This window comes from Novosphingobium barchaimii LL02 (assembly GCF_001046635.1).
GTDB classification, from domain to species: Bacteria; Pseudomonadota; Alphaproteobacteria; order Sphingomonadales; family Sphingomonadaceae; genus Novosphingobium; species Novosphingobium barchaimii.
In genome coordinates, this window is record NZ_KQ130452.1 from 292210 (window position 1) to 309510 (window position 17301).

Annotated in this window: 14 protein-coding genes and 1 other RNA gene; 13 read left to right on the plus strand and 2 right to left on the minus strand. The window is 64.5% G+C overall.

What is annotated here, in order from left to right; translation table 11 throughout:
• Positions 1-145 precede the first annotated feature (145 nt).
• From V474_RS01435 to V474_RS01450, 4 genes are all read left to right on the plus strand, one after another.
• On the plus strand, positions 146-451 hold the full coding sequence (locus V474_RS01435) for a PepSY domain-containing protein (RefSeq protein WP_059150719.1): 306 nt from the start codon (positions 146-148) through the stop codon (positions 449-451).
• 103 nt (positions 452-554) lie between these two features.
• Positions 555-1232 (plus strand): response regulator transcription factor, encoded by a 678-nt coding sequence (locus V474_RS01440; protein ID WP_059149790.1) that lies wholly within the window; start codon positions 555-557, stop codon positions 1230-1232.
• A gap of 154 nt (positions 1233-1386) precedes the next feature.
• Positions 1387-2703: a sensor histidine kinase gene (locus V474_RS01445; protein WP_236710755.1), complete on the plus strand. Its 1317-nt coding sequence runs from the start codon at positions 1387-1389 to the stop codon at positions 2701-2703.
• A 98-nt stretch (positions 2704-2801) separates the two neighbouring features.
• Positions 2802-3005, plus strand: a complete 204-nt coding sequence (locus V474_RS01450; RefSeq protein ID WP_043975417.1) for a hypothetical protein — start codon at positions 2802-2804, stop codon at positions 3003-3005.
• 145 nt (positions 3006-3150) lie between these two features.
• Here the strand turns inward: V474_RS01450 and V474_RS01455 are convergent, their stop codons facing one another.
• Positions 3151-3453 (minus strand): chorismate mutase, encoded by a 303-nt coding sequence (locus V474_RS01455; protein ID WP_059149791.1) that lies wholly within the window; start codon positions 3451-3453, stop codon positions 3151-3153.
• A 108-nt stretch (positions 3454-3561) separates the two neighbouring features.
• On the opposite strand from V474_RS01455, the gene V474_RS01460 reads away from it, so the two are divergent.
• Positions 3562-4578 (plus strand): polyprenyl synthetase family protein, encoded by a 1017-nt coding sequence (locus V474_RS01460; RefSeq protein WP_059149792.1) that lies wholly within the window; start codon positions 3562-3564, stop codon positions 4576-4578.
• 96 nt (positions 4579-4674) lie between these two features.
• Complete coding sequence (locus V474_RS01465) at positions 4675-5445, plus strand: energy transducer TonB family protein (protein WP_148649249.1); 771 nt, start codon at positions 4675-4677, stop codon at positions 5443-5445.
• A gap of 39 nt (positions 5446-5484) precedes the next feature.
• On the opposite strand, the gene V474_RS01470 is transcribed toward V474_RS01465, so the two are convergent.
• Positions 5485-7341, minus strand: a complete 1857-nt coding sequence (locus tag V474_RS01470) for a putative bifunctional diguanylate cyclase/phosphodiesterase (protein WP_236710507.1) — start codon at positions 7339-7341, stop codon at positions 5485-5487.
• Between the two features lie 269 nt (positions 7342-7610).
• Here V474_RS01470 and hrpB point away from each other — a divergent pair, with 269 nt between their 5' ends.
• The 7 genes from hrpB to V474_RS01505 all read left to right on the plus strand — a co-directional run bounded on the left by hrpB (position 7611) and on the right by V474_RS01505 (position 17245).
• A complete protein-coding gene (gene hrpB, locus V474_RS01475; RefSeq protein ID WP_059149794.1) occupies positions 7611-10064 on the plus strand; it encodes an ATP-dependent helicase HrpB in 2454 nt (817 codons plus the stop codon).
• Between the two features lie 45 nt (positions 10065-10109).
• On the plus strand, positions 10110-10388 hold the full coding sequence (locus V474_RS01480; protein ID WP_059149795.1) for an ETC complex I subunit: 279 nt from the start codon (positions 10110-10112) through the stop codon (positions 10386-10388).
• A 69-nt stretch (positions 10389-10457) separates the two neighbouring features.
• Positions 10458-10552: signal recognition particle sRNA small type (gene ffs / locus V474_RS01485), an RNA gene on the plus strand.
• A 141-nt stretch (positions 10553-10693) separates the two neighbouring features.
• Positions 10694-12628, plus strand: a complete 1935-nt coding sequence (locus V474_RS01490; RefSeq protein WP_059149796.1) for a DNA polymerase III subunit gamma/tau — start codon at positions 10694-10696, stop codon at positions 12626-12628.
• A 1-nt stretch (position 12629) separates the two neighbouring features.
• Complete coding sequence (locus tag V474_RS01495; RefSeq protein ID WP_059149797.1) at positions 12630-12965, plus strand: YbaB/EbfC family nucleoid-associated protein; 336 nt, start codon at positions 12630-12632, stop codon at positions 12963-12965.
• 286 nt (positions 12966-13251) lie between these two features.
• Positions 13252-15663: an endopeptidase La gene (lon, locus tag V474_RS01500; RefSeq protein ID WP_059149798.1), complete on the plus strand. Its 2412-nt coding sequence runs from the start codon at positions 13252-13254 to the stop codon at positions 15661-15663.
• Positions 15664-15883: 220 nt separating this feature from the next.
• Positions 15884-17245 carry a DUF418 domain-containing protein gene (locus V474_RS01505; protein ID WP_059149799.1) on the plus strand — a complete coding sequence of 454 codons (1362 nt, stop codon included), beginning with the start codon at positions 15884-15886 and terminating at the stop codon, positions 17243-17245.
• Positions 17246-17301 lie beyond the last annotated feature (56 nt).

Genomic DNA, 17301 nt, shown 5'->3' on the forward strand with positions numbered 1-17301 from the left:
GCCCCTACAGGCGGGGCAGGGGGGAGGGCAAGCGCGGGGTTTGTCGGCGCTGCATATCCGGTTTGCGGCGAGCCGAACCTTTCGGCCACCTTCGTGCCACATTCAGGACTTGTTCAACGCGCTGGAATTAGGCACCGAAGCCGTGATGAAAAGGTTTTCCTCCCCGCTGGCCGCCTTGGCCATGCTTTCCCTTCTTGCTGGCACTCCTGCGGTCCATGCCGATTCCGGCGGCGATCAGGGCGAGGCTCGCAGGGAGCGCAAGGCAGGCAATATAATGTCGATCCGCCAGATCGAGCAGATGGTTCTGCCGCGAATGGCGGGAAAGCAGTATCTCGGCCCGGACTACGATCCCGCGGCGATGGCTTACCGGCTGAAGTTTATTCAGGACGGTAAAGTCTATTTCGTCGACGTCGATGCCCGCACCGGGCGCATCATCGGCCAGAGCCGCTGATCCTCTCCCTGAACACGGTACGGGAACCTAGCGGGGCCGCACGGCTTGACCCTTGCAGGCTTTCGCCCCATCTCAGGCCCGTTCATATAGGGAGGACGATACATTGCGCATCCTGATCGTCGAGGATGAGCCCACCCTGGGCAACCAGCTCAAGACCACGCTGGAGCAGAACGGTTATGCCGTCGATCTGTCCACCGATGGCGAAGACGGGCATTTCCTCGGCTCGACCGAAGATTACGACGCGGTGATCCTCGACCTTGGCCTGCCTGAGATCGACGGACTGACCGTGCTCGGCATGTGGCGCCGCGAAGGGCGGACTTTCCCGGTCCTCGTCCTTACCGCGCGTGACAGCTGGTCGGACAAGGTTGCTGGGCTCGATGCCGGCGCCGACGACTATCTCGCCAAGCCCTTCCAGACCGAGGAACTGATCGCCCGCCTGCGCGCGCTGATCCGCCGTGCCTCGGGCAATACTTCCAGCGAGCTGACTGCGGGCGACGTGCGCCTCGACACCCGCTCGGGCAGGGTTACCCTGGCCGGCGAGCCAATCAAGCTGACCGCTCAGGAATACAAGCTGCTGTCCTACCTCATGCACCACAAGGGCAAGGTGGTCAGCCGTACAGAACTGATCGAGCATATCTACGATCAGGATTTCGACCGCGATTCTAACACGATCGAGGTCTTCGTCACGCGCATCCGCAAGAAGCTGGGTGCCGACGTCATCACGACGATCCGCGGCCTTGGCTACAGTCTCGACGATCCCGCCCACCCTGGCCGCGGCTGATCCGGCCGCCATGGGCGCGGCCGATCCCGTCGCGCCCGGCCCGGATGCCGTTCAGGTTTCTGGGTCGGTGCCCGGGACCGGTGTGGGCGCGCAGGCCGATACCGTGAAACCGCGCGCTAGCCGGCCCGGCAATACGGGTTCGCTTGCTAGACGTATGATGCTGATCGCGGCGGGGTGGATATCCTTTCTACTTCTCGCGGGCGGGCTGGCCCTCAACAATACCGTGACCGGCATCGTTACGCGCAATTTCGACGAGGGCCTCAGCTACGTCCTTACCGGCATGATCGGTTCCGCTGAGATCGGCGCGGATGGGGAAGTGTTCTTCATCCGCCCGCTCGGCGACCAGCGGTTCATGGAACCCAATTCAGGCCTCTACTGGCAGATTCGGGCGAAAGGGCACGAGGATTTCCCGTCGCGCTCGCTGTGGGATCGCAGTCTTGATGTGCCCGCCGGCCACTTCGACGCCGAGCCGCACGTCTATGACAGCGACCAGTTCGCAGGCGAGCCGCTGCGCGTACTGGAACGCTCTATCATCCTGCCCGGCAGCAATACCCAGTGGATGTTCACGGTCGCCGCCAGCCGCAAGGACCTGAACGACCAGATCAAGATGATCCGCTCGATCCTGGTCTACAGCTTCGTCGCGCTGGGCTTCGGTCTCATGCTGATGTCGGGGATGCAGACCTGGTACGGCTTGTTCCCCTTGCGGCACGTCCGCCGTGCGATCCAGAAGCTACGCACCACGGGGGCAAGCCGGGTCAACGATCCGCTGCCTCGCGAAGTGGAGCCGCTGGTCAATGAGCTGAACGCTCTGCTTGCCCATACCGAGCGTCAGGCGGAGGAAGCGCGTACCCATGCCGGCAACCTGGCCCATGCGCTGAAGACGCCGCTGACGGTGGTGATGAACGCGGCGACAGCAAAGGCGCCCGATCTTGCCGATACCGTGATTCGCGAGGCGGCGGTGATGCGCCGCCAGGTGGACCACCATCTGGCGCGGGCGAGGGCGGTCGGCCGCCGCGCCGTGGGCATGTCGCGGGCGGAAGTGTGGCCCAGCCTCGAAGCGGTGCTGCGCGCAGTCGAGCGGCTTTATACGCAGGCACGGTTGGACCTCGATGGACCGCGCGACATCGTTGTCGCCATCGAGAAGCAGGACCTTGAGGAAATCCTCGGCAACCTGATCGAGAATGCGGCGAAGTACGGCGGGGGCAGTGTCTTCGTGACGGTGGACACCACCAAGGAAGCGCAGTTCTGTGAAATCTGGATCGAGGACGACGGCATGGGCATTCCCGAGGCCGAGCGTATTCGCATATTCGATCGCGGTGCCCGGCTGGATACCGGCAAGCCCGGGACCGGCCTTGGCCTTGCCATCGTGCGCGATGTGGTGGAAATCTACGGCGGCACCGTCCATCTCGACGAGAGCGAGGATCTTGGCGGCTTGTTGGTCAAGCTCAGGCTTCCACGCATCCCGAGTTGACCGGCAGGTTCAAATTATCCGGGGGAACCGCTTGAACGGCGGTTGTGGTTCCCGCCGTTCGTGCTCATTTGCCGCGCATTGCACACCCAGGAGTCTTCATGTCCAAGCCTATCAATGTCCCGCTTACCTCCGACGAGATCGAAATGCTGGTCGACGCGCTTGAGGTCGATCTCGAGGGTTACCTCGAATCCGCCAAGGAAGCGCGCGGCAATGGCAATCGGGAGGATGTGAAGACCTTCACCGAAGCCGCGACCCGCATTCAGACGCTGATGGCGCGCCTGCAGGAATTCGTGGCAGAGTGACCTTCGGTTCCTCCCCGGCTCGCTCGGGGAGGAATCAGAGCGTTTTCTAATCAGGTGGGATCACCTGATGACTCGGAAAACGCGGCAAACCAGTAGCTTAGAGCAGCCCAGCCGACTCAGTCAGATCGGGAACCGCTCTAACGCGTCAGATCCCGTTTTTCGCCTGTTGGTGATGGCGGATCACTTCGTCGATGATGAAGCGGATGAACTTCTCGCCGAAGTCGGGATCGAGATGCGCGTCTTCCGCAAGCGCGCGCAGGCGCGTGATCTGGCGTTCCTCCCGGCCGGGGTCGGAAGCGGGCAGGTCGGTATGAGCCTTGTATTCACCTACGGCCTTGGTGATCCGAAAACGCTCGGCGAGCATGTGGATCAGCGCGGCATCGATATTGTCGATGCTGGCGCGGAAGCCCGCGAGTACGGGATCGGCGGTGGAGGGTTCCTGGCTCATGGGCCCGCCCGCTAGCACGGCTTTGCCTGCTCTTCCAGTCGCCTCGATCCACCGTTTGATGGCGTTTGCACTTGCGTTGACGGCTCCTTGCGCGCAATGCGCCGGACAATGAGTGCAGATGTCGTCGCCCTGCGTTCCCGCAGGCCCCAGCCTTCCCTTGCTCCCATGCTGGCGGTTACCGCTTCCGGCATGAACAGCGTCAACGCCGTCATTCTTGACCGCATGCAGAGCGAAATACCGCTTATCCCGGCGCTCGCCGGGCACCTGATCTCGGGTGGAGGCAAGCGCATGCGGCCGATGCTGATGGTCGCCGCGGCAGAGCTGTGCGGTTACCAGGGAAACCGCCACCACAAGCTGGCTGCTGCCGTGGAGTTCCTCCACACCGCCACGCTGCTCCACGACGATGTGGTCGACGGATCGGACATGCGGCGCGGCAAGGCCGCCGCCAACATCGTCTTCGGTAATCCCGCGACCGTGCTGGTGGGCGATTTCCTGTTCACCCGCGCTTTCGAACTGATGGTGGAGGACGGCAGCCTCAAGGTCCTCAAGATCTTCTCCAAGGCCAGTTCGATCATCGCCGAGGGTGAGGTCGACCAGTTGACCGCCCAGCGCCGGATCGAGACGAGCGAGGAACATTACCTCCAGATCATCGGCTCCAAGACCGCCGCGCTGTTCGCCGCCGCCACCCGCATCCCGGCGATCGTCGCGGAAAAAAGCGAGGCTGAGGAAATGGCGCTCGATGCGTTCGGGCGCAATCTGGGCATCGCGTTCCAGCTTGTCGACGACGCGATCGACTACGATTCGGAAAGCAGCGAATCGGGCAAGGACAAGGGCGACGACTTCCGTGAGGGCAAGATGACCCTGCCGGTGATCCTCGCTTATGCGCGCGGCAATGCCGAGGAACGCAAGTTCTGGGAGGACGCCATCGCCGGTTTCCGCACCGAGGACGAAGACCTTGCCCATGCGGTCGAGCTGATCAACCGTCATGGCTGCGTGGAAGCCACGCGCGAACGCGCGCGGCTTTACGCCCAGCGCGCGATCGATGCGATCGCCGGTTTCCCGGCAGGCGAAGCGCGTGCGGCAATGGGCGAAGCAGTCGAGTTTGCGGTCGCCCGCCGGTACTAGCCCGGTCTGCCGGCCGGGCGCAGGCCCGGTTCCTGCGACAGACTGAAACAATGCTGTAATTGCGACGCGAGCCTTGCTCGCTTAAGGAGGCGCTCCATGCGCTCCGATGCCGATCGGGCAGTCACCGGCTACCAGCCCGGCTCGCCCCGCCAACGCCTGATCTCCATGCTGCTTTCGGCGGCGATCATCGTTATTGCCCTGTTGATTGCGCTTTACCAGACGACCGTGGCGCCGGCGCTGAGGAAGGCGAACAACCCGGTCACCTTCAACGTCGAGGGCGAAGACGCCGACAGCGGCGCCAAGTCGCCGGACAAGGCCAAAACCCCGAAGGCCGAAAAGACCGAGAAGGACCAGCCCAAGCAGACCGAAGTGCGGGTGGAGGCCCCGGTTCCTCCGGTGGAGAAGCCGAAGGAACCGACCGAAAAGCCGGCATTCTCGTTCCTCAAGGTGTCCCGCGCGGACATGGCGGCGGCCGATATCGGCGCGATGAAGCGTTCCGGCAACGGTGCTGCGGCGCCTGGCGGCGGCAGCAACGGATCGACCTACGGCCCCGGCGAAGGACCGGGCGGCGCGGTGCTTTACAATGCTGAATGGTACAAGGAACCCAGCGATGCACAGCTGGGCGGCTATCTCAATGCCAGCGGGCCGCGTCAGGGTTGGGGCATGATCGCCTGCCAGACGCAGGACCACTACCGCGTCGAGAACTGCCAGATCCTGGGCGAATCGCCGCGTGGTTCCGGCTTCGGCCGTGCGGTGCTCAATGCCGCCTGGCAGTTCCAGGTCCTGCCCCCGCGCATAAACGGCAAGGCGCAGATCGGCACCTGGGTTCGCATCCGCATCGACTATGGCGCGCGCCAGGCGGGCTGATCCAGTCAGCCTTGAACGCAGCCAAGGTGCCCCCCTGATCTAGCCTGCTGCGGCCCACATCGAGGCGCCGGGCTGGGCCAGCCGCTCCAGCATATCTTCCAGCGGCATCGGCCGGGCAATGAAATAGCCCTGCGCCAGCGAGAAGCCTGCAAGGCGTGCGCTGACCAGCTGGTTCTCGGTCTCGATTCCCTCGATCACGCATTCCAGCGAAAGCGAGCGGGCAAGGTGGCGAATCGCGGTGATCAGCCGCCGCCCGGCCGCTTCATCCAGCCGGACTGCGAAGCTGCGGTCGATCTTCACCATGTCGAGCGGCAGCTGGTGAAGCGACGACAGGCTGGAATAGCCAGTGCCGAAATCGTCCAGCGCAATACGCATGCCGGTTTCGCGCAGGCGTTCCAGCGCGGCGCCGGCCGTGTCCATTTCCTCGATCAGCGATGATTCGGTGATTTCGATCAACATGCGCCGCGGATCGCAGCCCGACGCCTCAAGGCGCGCCAGCAGGGCATCGATCGTGCCGGTGTTGCTGATGTCGTTGCCGGAAAGATTGAACGACAAGCGCAGCGGCGTCGGCAGCCGTACCAATGCGTCCATCGCCTTGTCGAACAGTGCCAGTGTGACTTCACGGGCGCGGCCGAGCCGTTCACCGGCCGCGATCAGCATTTCCGGCGCGATATCGCCGAGGCGGGGCGAATGCCAGCGCGCGAGGGACTCCACGCCGATCGGATCGAGGTCCTCGGTCGCGACGATGGGCTGGTAGACCAGCGTCAGTTCGCGTGCGAGGTCGGCGCCCTGCAGCGCGGCGTCGATCGCCTGTTCGGTGCGGATCAGCCGCTCCAGCTTGTCCGAGAACAATACGCATTGCCCGCGCTTGTGGTTCTTGGCGTGATAGAGCGCAAAGTCGGCGCGGTCGTATAGCAGGTCGGCGGTCACGGCGGTGTCGGGATATACCGACAGGCCTGCCGAACACCCGACTGAAACCAGCACGTCGCCGATGCGTGCCGGCTCCCGGATCGCCTTGCACAGTTCGTTGGCGATACGTTCGGCGTGCTGCGGGCCGCCCATCACGATCAGCCCGAATTCGTCGCCGCCAAGTCGTGCGACGATGGCATCGGCCGGACACTGGCTCATCATCCGTCCGCCGATCACCTGCAGCAGGCGGTCGCCGTTGGCATGGCCATGGGTATCGTTCACCGGTTTGAAGCGGTCGAGGTCAATCAGCCCGACGCTGAATACGTCGCCCTGGCCCGACCGGGCGAGCAGGCTTTCCAGCGTCGTGAAGAAGTAGCGCCGATTGGGCATCCCAGTCAGAGCGTCGGTCTGCGCGAGGCGGGCATTTTCTTCGCCCAGCGCCTGCGCCTGTTTGCGTTCGCAGTTCAGGTCGCGCTGCGACGTCTCCAGTTCGACGAAGGAACTGTAAGAAGCGCGCAGGATCTTGAGGATCACGATGGCCACCAACGCGATGTTCCCGGCGATGGCGATCAGCACTTCGGTGCCGTTCCATAGCGAATAGGCCAGGAACGTGCCGAGCACCGAAACGCACACCACCACGGCGGCGTTCGGCAGGAAGCCAAGACAGAACACGCAGCCCAGCACCGTTACCGAGATAAAAACGGCGACATGGCCATGTTCGTAAGGGCCGCCGTACTGGTCGAGCCAAAGCGCCCAGCTGACGAAAGCCATCGCCATCACCGCCGCCACTCCAAGCGTCTTGCGCATCCGTCTTTCGACAACTGCGGTTTCAAGTTCGTTGGGCTTGACGGGCCGTATCCATATCGCCGTTCGCACCACGCAGGCGGCGAATAAAATCGCAGGGACGGAGTAGACCAGCAGCGCCGGGGCGAGCGCCCGGTGCGTGAACGCCAGAACGGCGGCGTTTATCAGAAGCAGGCCATACATAGGTGGTATGTGCTCGCGCAGGCGCAAATATTGCGCGACGCTGAGGGGATACTGACCGGCGCGATGCATATTATGCAGGTACTGCGTGTAGTTGAACGGAAGGCGGCGGAAGGTCTGCGATTACGTAACAAGTCTTTAGGAATAGTGGACGTTCCGGAAAAATGGGTCCAATTTGGCCCCAAGCCGCCCCCAAGCCGCCCCCAACCCGTCGCTGTCAAGTTTCGTCTGGACGCTTTCCCAAGGCGGGCGAGCGCACTAAGGCTGGGCGGGTGACTACTCTGCCCATCCACGCCGTCCTGCCCGATCTGCTTTGCGCCTTGCGGGACAGGACCGGCGCCGTGCTGATCGCGCCGCCGGGCGCGGGCAAGACCACCGCGCTCGCCCCGGCCCTGCTGGCAGAGGACTGGTGCAGCGGCACCGTGATCCTGCTTTCCCCCCGCCGCGTCGCCGCCCGCGCCGCTGCCGAGCGCATGGCCGAGCAGCTTGGCGAACAGGCTGGCGGCACCATCGGTTACGTCACTCGCCTCGATGTGAAGCGCACCGCGCGCACGCGGGTAGTGGTGATGACCGAGGCGATCTTCGTCTCCACCATTCTTGCCGACCCGGAGCTTGCCGGCGTCTCCGCCGTGCTGTTCGACGAGGCGCATGAACGCCATCTCGACAGCGACCTCGGCCTTGCGCTTGCCATCGAGAGCCGCGCGGTGCTGCGTGAGGACCTGCGGATCGTCGTCATGTCCGCCACCATCGATGGCACCCGCTTCGCCCGCCTGCTGGGTGAAGGCACGCCGGTGATAGAGAGCGCGGGCAAAGCCTGGCCACTGGATTTCCGCTGGCTTGGCCATGCGGCGGAGCGGCGGATCGAGGATGCCATGGCCTCCGCCGTCCTTACCGCATGGCGCGAGCAGGATGGCGATGTGCTCGCCTTTCTCCCCGGCGTGCGCGAGATCGAGCGAGTGGCCGAAAGCCTTGCGCAGAAGCTGCCCTCGGCGCTGGTCCTGCCGCTCCACGGTCAGTGCGAGCCGGGCGCCCAACGCGCCGCCATCCGGCGCGACCCTGATGGTCGCCGCCGGATCGTGCTGGCGACCGCCATCGCCGAAACCTCGCTGACGCTGGACGGCGTGTCGGTGGTGGTCGACGCGGGCCTTTCGCGCCGGGCCGAGTTCGACAAGGCGGCAGGCGTCACCCGGCTTGTCACCCACCGCGCCAGCCGCGCTTCGGCGGCGCAGCGCGCAGGCCGTGCGGCGCGCCAGGGGCCGGGCATTGCCTATCGCTTATGGGAAGAGGCGGCCCATACCGGGCGGCCCGAGTTTGATCCGCCCGAAATGCTCACCAGCGACCTGACGCCGTTGACGCTGACATTGGCGCAGTGGGGCGCGGGCGATCCGGCCGCGATGGGCTGGCTCGATACGCCGCCGGTCCCCGCGCTCGATGCCGCGCGCAAGGGGCTGGCGGCGCTCGGCGCGCTGGATGGGGAAGGGCGCATAACCGCGTTCGGCCGCAAGGTCGCCAGCCTGCCGATGGACCCGGCGCAGGCCGCGATGATCCTGCGCGCGGCCGAGCACGGCGAGGCCGACGTCGCCGCGCGGCTGGCGCTGCTCCTCCAGGAACGCGGCCTAGGCGGGCGCAGCGACGACCTTACGCAGCGCCTCTCGCGCTGGGACGCCGACCGTTCGCCCCGCGCGCAGGCTTCGCGCAAGCTGGCGGCAGGCTGGGCGCGCCGGGCGCAGGCGCTGGTCAGTGGGCCTGCGCAGCCGGATGACGTGCCGCCCGGCGTGCTTCTTGCGCTTGGCCGCCCGGACATGCTTGCCCGCCGCCGCGATGCCTCGGGCGAGACGTGGCTCAGCGCCGGGGGCAGGGGCTATGTGCTCGACCCGGCCTCGCCGCTGGCCTCGCGTGAGTGGATGGTGATCGGCGATGCGCAGGGGCAGGCCAAGGGCGCCCGCATCCTCTCCGGCGCCTCGCTGGAAACCTCCGAAGTCGAGGCGTGGCTGGGGGATGCCATCGAGCGCCGCACGGTGCTGCGCTGGAACGACAGCGACGCCCGCGTCGAGGCGCGGCTCGAACGGCGTCTGGGCGCGATCACGCTCGCCACCGGCCCCGATCCGGCGCCGGACCCGGAAGCGATCCGCGCTTTCCTGATCGAGCGTATCCGCCTCAAGGGCCTGGCTATGGTGCCGCTGGGCAAAGGCGCGCAATCGTTCCTGCGCCGTGCGCGCTATGCCGGTATCGAATCGCTTTCGGAAGAGGCTTTGCTGGTGGACCTTGAGGAATGGCTCGGCCCGCTGCTGGGCCGCCGCCTCGATGCGCTGGACGGTGCGGGGGTGTCGCAGGCCCTGCGCAACCGGATGACCTGGGACGACCAACAGGCGCTGGATCGCCTTGCTCCGCCGGAATTCCGCAGTCCCGCCGGTACATCCCACCCCATCGATTATGAGGACGAGGGCGGTCCCTCGGTCGAGGTTCGGGTGCAGGCGCTGTTCGGGCTGGACCGACACCCGACATTCGGCCAGCCGCCGCTGCCTCTGCTGCTCAAGCTGACCTCGCCCCCGGGCCGTCCCATCCAGACCACGCGCGACCTGCCGGGCTTCTGGCGCGGATCGTGGCGCGACGTGCAGCGGGACATGAAAGGCCGCTACCCCCGCCACCGCTGGCCGGACGAGCCGTGGAACGAAGACCCCAGTCTCAAGACCCGCAATGCGTTCGAGCGGGGGCGAAATGCGTGATTCGCGCTTGATTTTCGCTGCGATTCGGGGGCAAGGCTCTGGCCTATGAGCGCACGCATCTATCAACGCCCGAAGAACGCCATGCAGTCCGGCAAGGCGCTGCTTGACGAGTGGACCCTCGAATTCGCCCCGGCGGAAGCGAAGAAGCCCGATCCCCTGATGGGATGGGCCGGTTCGGGCGACATGCAGCAGCAGGTCATCCTGCGCTTCCCCACCAGTGACGAAGCGAAGGCCTACGCCGACCGCTACGGCATCGAAGCGGCCATCCACACCACCCCGCCGCGCCGCCTCAAGATCCAGGCCTACGCCGACAACTTCCGCTGAGATAACAGCCGGTCAGGTTTGTTCGCTTCGGGGACTGGACAAACCCGACCGTCCCCGGCATATGCCCGCACGGGAGTCGGGTGGACGTTTTCGTCCGCCAACTTGGTCAGGTCCGGAAGGAAGCAGCCACAACGGATTGCGGCGGGTCGCCCGGCTCCTATTTCACCACATCGATGGCAGCATCAGCTGAATTTTGCGCCCCGCAGCCTTTGCTACGCGCATTCTTTGTCCACACGGCGCGAAGGCTGTGGAGGACGGCGCTTTTCCCCTGACATTCGCTGGCCTAGCCCCTAGTTTGCGCGGCGATGGACGATTCACGCGACATGTTCGGCGATACGCCCCCCTGGGACGACGAAAACGAGAACCAGGACGAACCCGGCGCCGCCGAACTGGAGGCGGCCGGCCAGCATTCGATGTTCGGTGAGCCGGAGCCGGTCGAACCGGCCCCCGAAGCAGAAGCGCCCCCCACCGCCGCCGAACTGGAAGCGGCCGGCCAGTCTGCCATGTTTGGCGAAGCTGCAGCGCCAGTGCCTGCAGCCGCCAAGCCAGCGCCTGTCGCTGCGGGCAAGGCACCCGCGCCTGCTCAGCCCGCCGCCGCGCAGCCCTACCGGGTGCTGGCGCGCAAATACCGTCCGCAGACTTTTGCCGAACTGATCGGGCAGGAGGCGATGGTCCAGACCCTCGCCAATGCCATCAAGCGCGACCGGCTCGCCCATGCCTTCCTGATGACCGGCGTGCGCGGGGTCGGCAAGACGTCGACCGCGCGCCTGATCGCCAAGGCCCTCAACTGCATCGGCGTCGACGGGCAGGGAGGCCCGACGATCGACCCTTGCGGCAAGTGCGAGCCTTGCGTGGCCATCGCCGAGGGCCGGCACATCGACGTGATCGAGATGGACGCCGCCAGTCACACCGGCGTCGACGATGTGCGCGAGATTATCGAGGCGGTGCGCTATTCCGCCGTATCGGCGCGCTACAAGATCTACATCATCGACGAAGTTCACATGCTGTCGCGCAATGCTTTCAATGCCTTGCTGAAGACTCTTGAGGAACCGCCGGCGCATGTGAAGTTCCTCTTCGCGACCACCGAGGTCGACAAGCTGCCGGTTACGGTGCTTTCGCGCTGCCAGCGCTTCGACCTGCGTCGTATTCCCGCGCCGATGCTGGCGGGGCACTTCGCCTACGTCTGCCGGCAGGAAGGCGTCGAGGCCGAGGATGAGGCGCTCGCCATGGTCGCCGCCGCTGCCGAAGGTTCGGTGCGCGATGGCTTATCGATCCTCGACCAGGCGATCGCTCATGCCGACCTTGACGGCGCCGATCTCGATGGGGTTGTCCAGGTCAGCGCCGAGAAGGTGCGCGACATGCTCGGCCTCTCGGACAAGAGCGTGCAGCGCGGGCTGGTCGCCGCGATCCTTGAAGGCAAGGGGCCTGACCTGCTCGACATCGTCGCGCGTCAGTTCTCGCTGGGTGTCGAGCCGATCGCGATCATGCGCGGGCTGATGGACCTGATCCACCGCATTGCCGTGGCGCAGGTCGCTGGCAATGCCGCCGATGCCCATTCCACAGAGGAGCGGGAGGCGATCGAGGGATGGGCACAGCGCCTGCGCGCGGGTCAACTCCATCGCTTGTGGCAACTGCTGCTCAAGGGCCATGACGAAGTGAAATCCGCGCCCGATCCGCTGGTCGCGGCGCAGATGGCCCTGCTGCGGATCATGCACGCCGCCGACATGCCCGATCCCGGCGCTCTGGTGCGCAAGCTGGAGGAGATCGCCGCGCGCGCTCCCGCAGCTGCACCGGCGCTGGAGGGCGGCGCGCCTGTGCCCGGCGCACCCGCCGCGTCCGCTCCGACGGCGATCATGCCGCGCTGGGAAGCGCTGGTCGATGACGTCGAGCATATCGGCGAGCTGTCGACCGCCAATACCATGCGTATGCAGGTGCGCGTGGTCGAACTGGCGCCGGGCCTGCTGCGCTATACCCAGCCGCCCGCGTTCAGAGAGGATATCGCCTCCATCCTGCGCGGCGGCCTGCAGGCTGCTACCGGCGAGCGCTGGCAGGTCGAGCGGGTGGATGCCGAAGGCGCCCCGACCTTGGTCGAGATCGCCGAGGTGAAGAAGGGCGCGGATGCCGAGGCCCTGCGCGCGGCGCCGCTGGTCGAGGCGACTATGGCGGCCTTTCCGGGCGCCGAATTGATTGAAGACGACCGTCCGGCCGCTATCGGCGGCGGGCGCAATTGGAGACGCTGAAATGAAGTCGATGGAAGAGATGATCCAGGCCGCGCAAGCTGCCGCCGAGACCATCCAGAAGCAGATGAACGAGGCTCAGGGCAAGCTCGACCAGATGGAAGTCGAAGGACTTTCCGGCGGTGGTCTGGTCAAGATCCGCTGCTCGGCCAAGGGTCGCGTGATCGGCGTGGGCATTGACGACAGCCTGATGCAGCCCAGTGAAAAGGGTATGCTCGAAGACCTGATCGCGGCCGCCTACAACGACGCGCGCGTGAAGGCTGACTCGGTCGCCAACGAGGAACTCGCCAAGGCGCAGTCGGGCATGGGCCTGCCGCCGGGCTTCAAGATGCCGTTCTGAGGCTTACATTGCGATAGGGTGGAGCGAGGGCGGTTTGATCCGCCCCGCCTGCCTCAGGTGTTGCCGAAGGGCCGGTACTGGTTCGAAACCGCGCCAACTCTCCCCGGCACTCTCCGTAACGGATGAGCCTTTAGATACCCCGGGGGTGATCCCGCTTGTATCAAGAAGGGGCAGAGCGGGGCTTTGCACAGTCTTTAACCCGCAAAAGATTGCATGGCGGCGTAAACACCCCATATTCTGAGCAAGAGCCGGGGCGCGCCGACAGGTCAAGCCCCGCGCGTGATGAATGGATACTGCCTTGAACCTGCTTCCTCTTCTGCCTCTGCGTGATATCGTCGTCTTCCCGGGTATGGTCGTGCCTCTCTTCGTCGGCCGTGAGAAATCCGTGGCCGCGCTTGAGGCGGCGATGGCCGGCAACAAGGATATTTTCCTTCTTGCGCAGCTGGATCCCGGCTGTGACGACCCCGACAGGGATGACCTTTACGACACCGGTGTGGTCGCCAGCGTCCTGCAGCTTCTGAAGCTGCCGGACGGTACCGTGCGTGTGCTGGTCGAAGGTCAGGACCGCGCCCGCCTCGAATCGCTGCGCACCGAGCAGACCGAAGAAGGCGAGATGTTGGTCGCCGGGGTCGAGATGATCGACCCGGTCGCGGCTGACGGCACCGAAACCGAAGCGATGATGCGCACCGTCGTCGACCAGTTCGGCGAATATGCCAAGCTCAACAAGAAGCTGAGCCAGGACGCCGGTGAACAGCTGGGCGACATCGAGGATGCGGCCAAGCTGGCCGACACCGTCGCCGCTCAGCTTTCCGCCAAGGTGTCCGACAAACAGGCCGTGCTGTCCGAGCCCGATCCGCTCAAGCGTCTCGAGATGGTCTATTCCTTCATGGAAGGCGAACTCGGTGTCCTGCAGGTAGAGCGCAAGATTCGCGGCCGCGTGAAGCGCCAGATGGAAAAGACCCAGCGCGAGTATTACCTCAACGAACAGCTCAAGGCGATCCAGTCCGAACTGGGCGGCGGCGAAGGCGATGAGGGCAATGAACTTCAGGAACTGGCGGAGCGTATCGAAAAGACGCGTCTTTCCAGGGAAGCCAAGGAAAAGGCCGTCGGCGAGCTGAAGAAGCTGCGTTCGATGCAGCCGATGAGCGCCGAGGCGACCGTCATACGCAACTACCTCGATGTCCTGCTCGGCCTGCCTTGGGGCAAGAAGAGCAAGCTCAAGCGCGATATTTCCACCGCGCAGGACATTCTCGACGCCGATCACTATGCGCTCGACAAGGTCAAGGACCGCATCATCGAGTATCTTGCCGTGCAGGCGCGTACCAACAAGCTGAAGGGCCCCATCCTGTGCCTCGTCGGACCGCCGGGCGTGGGCAAGACCTCGCTGGGCAAGTCGATAGCCAAGGCGACGGGGCGTGAATTCATCCGTCAGTCGCTGGGCGGCGTGCGCGACGAGGCCGAGATTCGTGGACACCGCCGCACGTACATCGGCTCGCTCCCGGGCAAGATCGTGACCAACTTGCGCAAGGCCGGCAAATCCAACCCGCTGTTCCTGCTCGACGAGATCGACAAGCTGGGCCAGGATTTCCGCGGCGATCCGGCATCGGCGCTGCTCGAAGTGCTCGACCCCGAACAGAACGCCAAGTTCCAGGATCATTATCTGGAACTCGATATCGACCTTTCGGACGTGATGTTCGTGTGCACCGCGAACAGCCTTAACCTGCCGCAGCCGCTGCTTGACCGTATGGAGATCATCCGCCTCGAAGGGTACACCGAGGACGAGAAGGTCGAAATCGCCGAACGTCACCTGATCGAAAAGCAGGTGGAAGCCCATGGCCTGAAGAAGGGTGAGTTCACGCTGACACAGGACGGCCTGCGCGATCTGATCCGCTATTACACCCGCGAGGCCGGCGTGCGTACGCTGGAGCGCGAGATTGCCCGGCTGGCGCGCAAGTCGCTACGCCAGATTCTCGAAGGCAAAGCCACCGCAGTCATCATCACCGCCGAGAACCTTTCCGATTTTGCCGGCGTGCGGAAATACCGCCATGGCATGGGTGAGGAAGAGCATCAGGTCGGTGCGGTTACTGGCCTTGCCTGGACGGAAGTCGGCGGTGAGCTGCTCACGATCGAGAGCGTGACTGTGCCCGGCAAGGGCCAGATCAAGGCGACCGGCAAATTGGGCGACGTGATGAGCGAATCTATTCAGGCCGCTTACAGCTTCGTGAAGGCGCGCTCTCCCGCCTACGGCATCAAGCCGTCGGTAATCCAGAAGAAGGACATTCACATTCACCTTCCCGAAGGTGCGGTCCCCAAGGACGGTCCTTCGGCGGGCGTCGGCATGGTCACGTCGATCGTTTCGACGCTGACTGGAACGCCAGTGCGCAAGGACGTCGCAATGACCGGCGAAGTTACCCTGCGCGGACGGGTGTTGCCGATTGGCGGCCTCAAGGAAAAGCTGCTCGCGGCGCTTCGCGGGGGTATCACCACGGTGCTGATCCCCGAGGAAAACCGCAAGGACCTCGCCGAAATTCCCGATAACGTGAAGGAGGGGCTGGAGATCATCCCCGTGTCTCACGTCGATGAGGTGCTGGCCAAGGCGCTGACCGAACCGCTCACCGCGATCGAATGGACAGAGGCAGATGAACTGGCCGCCGCACCCGCCCCGCACGCTGCGTCGACGAGTGCCACTGCGCACTGACGCGCTACCGGAACAGCCGGGAATTGAGGAAGGGCGCCGGGCAATCCGGCGCCCTTTGTCTTTGCAAGAAGACTATATTGATAGTATAAATAAAATTCCGAAATCATTTCGTAATTTATTTTATTCTTAACACAATTTGCCATTGCCTGGGCGGGTTACCCAAATTGACGGCTTTCGCGGTGTGAAGTAATCTTCGTATGACAACTTGCGGGGGTGGCAGATGGCGAGCGAAGCGGTGGAACTCGGCCCGGTTCGAGGACGGGCGCGGATCGATGTTCTCGATGTGATGCGCGGGATCGCGATCTTGGGCATCCTTTACATGAACATCCCTTACATGGGCACGAACGTGGTTTCGTGGATGGGCGACATTCGCCGCCTGTCGTGGTCGGGGGCAGATCAGACGACCTGGGCAACTATCGCGATCTTCTGGGACGGCACCCAGCGCGGCCTGTTCGAATTCCTGTTCGGTACTGGGGTTATGGTGTTCACCGCCAAGGCCATGCACCCCGATGACCGGGTCGCGGTGGCGGATCTTTATTATCGCCGCAACCTCCTGCTTGTCGCTTTCGGCCTGATCGACATCTTCGTAATCGCCTGGATCGGCGACATTCTGTTGGCCTACGGGCTTTCCGCGCTGTTTCTGTTTCCTTTCCGCAAGGCGCCGGCCAAGGCGCTGCTGGCGATGGGCATGGGCTTCGCCGCATTCGTCGCCGTCAGCGGCGCGATCGAGTACGACGAGCGGATCGAGACGATCCATAAGGTCGAGGCACTTGAGGCAAAGCAGGCGCAAGGCGCAAAGCTGAACGAGGCAGACACGAAGACCCTTTCCGACTGGCAGGAAAAGCGCGATGCCCATGATCTTTCAAAGCCGCCGAGCAAGAAGGCGCAGGCCATGATCGATGCCGAACGCAGGGCCCATGTCGCGGGCCCCTGGGTTTTCCTCAAGAACAATTGGGGCGTGTGGAACAAGGTCTTCGGCGACGGCAACGGCACATTTTTCACGGTGCTGGAGGCGGTGTGCGCAATGTTTATCGGCATGGCGCTGTGGAAGTGGGGCGTGATCCAGGGGGAGCGATCGATAGGCTTCTATGCGGTGACCGCGATCGCGGCCTATGCGTTGGGCTGTGGACTGCGCGCATGGGGCGTGGCGGAGATATTCCGTTTCGATCTGGCGCCCAAGCCGAACTGGATTACCGATGAGTTCGCGCGCCTTGCCGTCACGCTTGGCCATGTCGCACTGTTCAATTTGGTAATGAAGACGGTTGCGGGCCGCTCGCTGCTGAGGCCGTTCAAGGCGGTGGGGCGGATGGCCTTCTCGATCTATGTGCTGACCAGCGTGGTGACGCTCTGGCTCATTTTCGCGCCTTGGGGCCTGGATCTGTGGGACAGGTTCGGCTGGGCCCAGCTTGCCCTTGCGGCGAGCGTGATCAACGCATTCATGCTGGTGTTCGCCAATGTCTGGATGCGCTTCTACGTCAGCGGGCCTCTGGAATGGGTTTGGCGTTCGCTGGCCTATGGCAGGCGTCAGCCTTTCGTGCGCGGCCCGGTCAAACCGTCCATAGGCACGCTCGCCCCGGCCTGAAGGAAAGGGCGATGCCGGGGCGGCGCTTGCCCTGCGCGTAGTCTGGCTGTAACCCG

Coding starts and splice junctions, on each gene's coding strand:
- V474_RS01450 (WP_043975417.1), top strand. CDS start 2,802: ATGTCCAAGCCTATCAATGTCCCGCTTACCTCCGACGAGATCGAAATG.
- V474_RS01495 (WP_059149797.1), top strand. CDS start 12,630: ATGAAGTCGATGGAAGAGATGATCCAGGCCGCGCAAGCTGCCGCCGAG.
- V474_RS01505 (WP_059149799.1), top strand. CDS start 15,884: ATGGCGAGCGAAGCGGTGGAACTCGGCCCGGTTCGAGGACGGGCGCGG.
- V474_RS01445 (WP_236710755.1), top strand. CDS start 1,387: ATGATGCTGATCGCGGCGGGGTGGATATCCTTTCTACTTCTCGCGGGC.
- V474_RS01470 (WP_236710507.1), bottom strand. CDS start 7,341: ATGTATGGCCTGCTTCTGATAAACGCCGCCGTTCTGGCGTTCACGCAC.
- V474_RS01465 (WP_148649249.1), top strand. CDS start 4,675: ATGCGCTCCGATGCCGATCGGGCAGTCACCGGCTACCAGCCCGGCTCG.
- lon (WP_059149798.1), top strand. CDS start 13,252: ATGGATACTGCCTTGAACCTGCTTCCTCTTCTGCCTCTGCGTGATATC.
- V474_RS01435 (WP_059150719.1), top strand. CDS start 146: ATGAAAAGGTTTTCCTCCCCGCTGGCCGCCTTGGCCATGCTTTCCCTT.
- V474_RS01455 (WP_059149791.1), bottom strand. CDS start 3,453: ATGAGCCAGGAACCCTCCACCGCCGATCCCGTACTCGCGGGCTTCCGC.
- V474_RS01490 (WP_059149796.1), top strand. CDS start 10,694: ATGGACGATTCACGCGACATGTTCGGCGATACGCCCCCCTGGGACGAC.
- V474_RS01480 (WP_059149795.1), top strand. CDS start 10,110: ATGAGCGCACGCATCTATCAACGCCCGAAGAACGCCATGCAGTCCGGC.
- V474_RS01460 (WP_059149792.1), top strand. CDS start 3,562: ATGAGTGCAGATGTCGTCGCCCTGCGTTCCCGCAGGCCCCAGCCTTCC.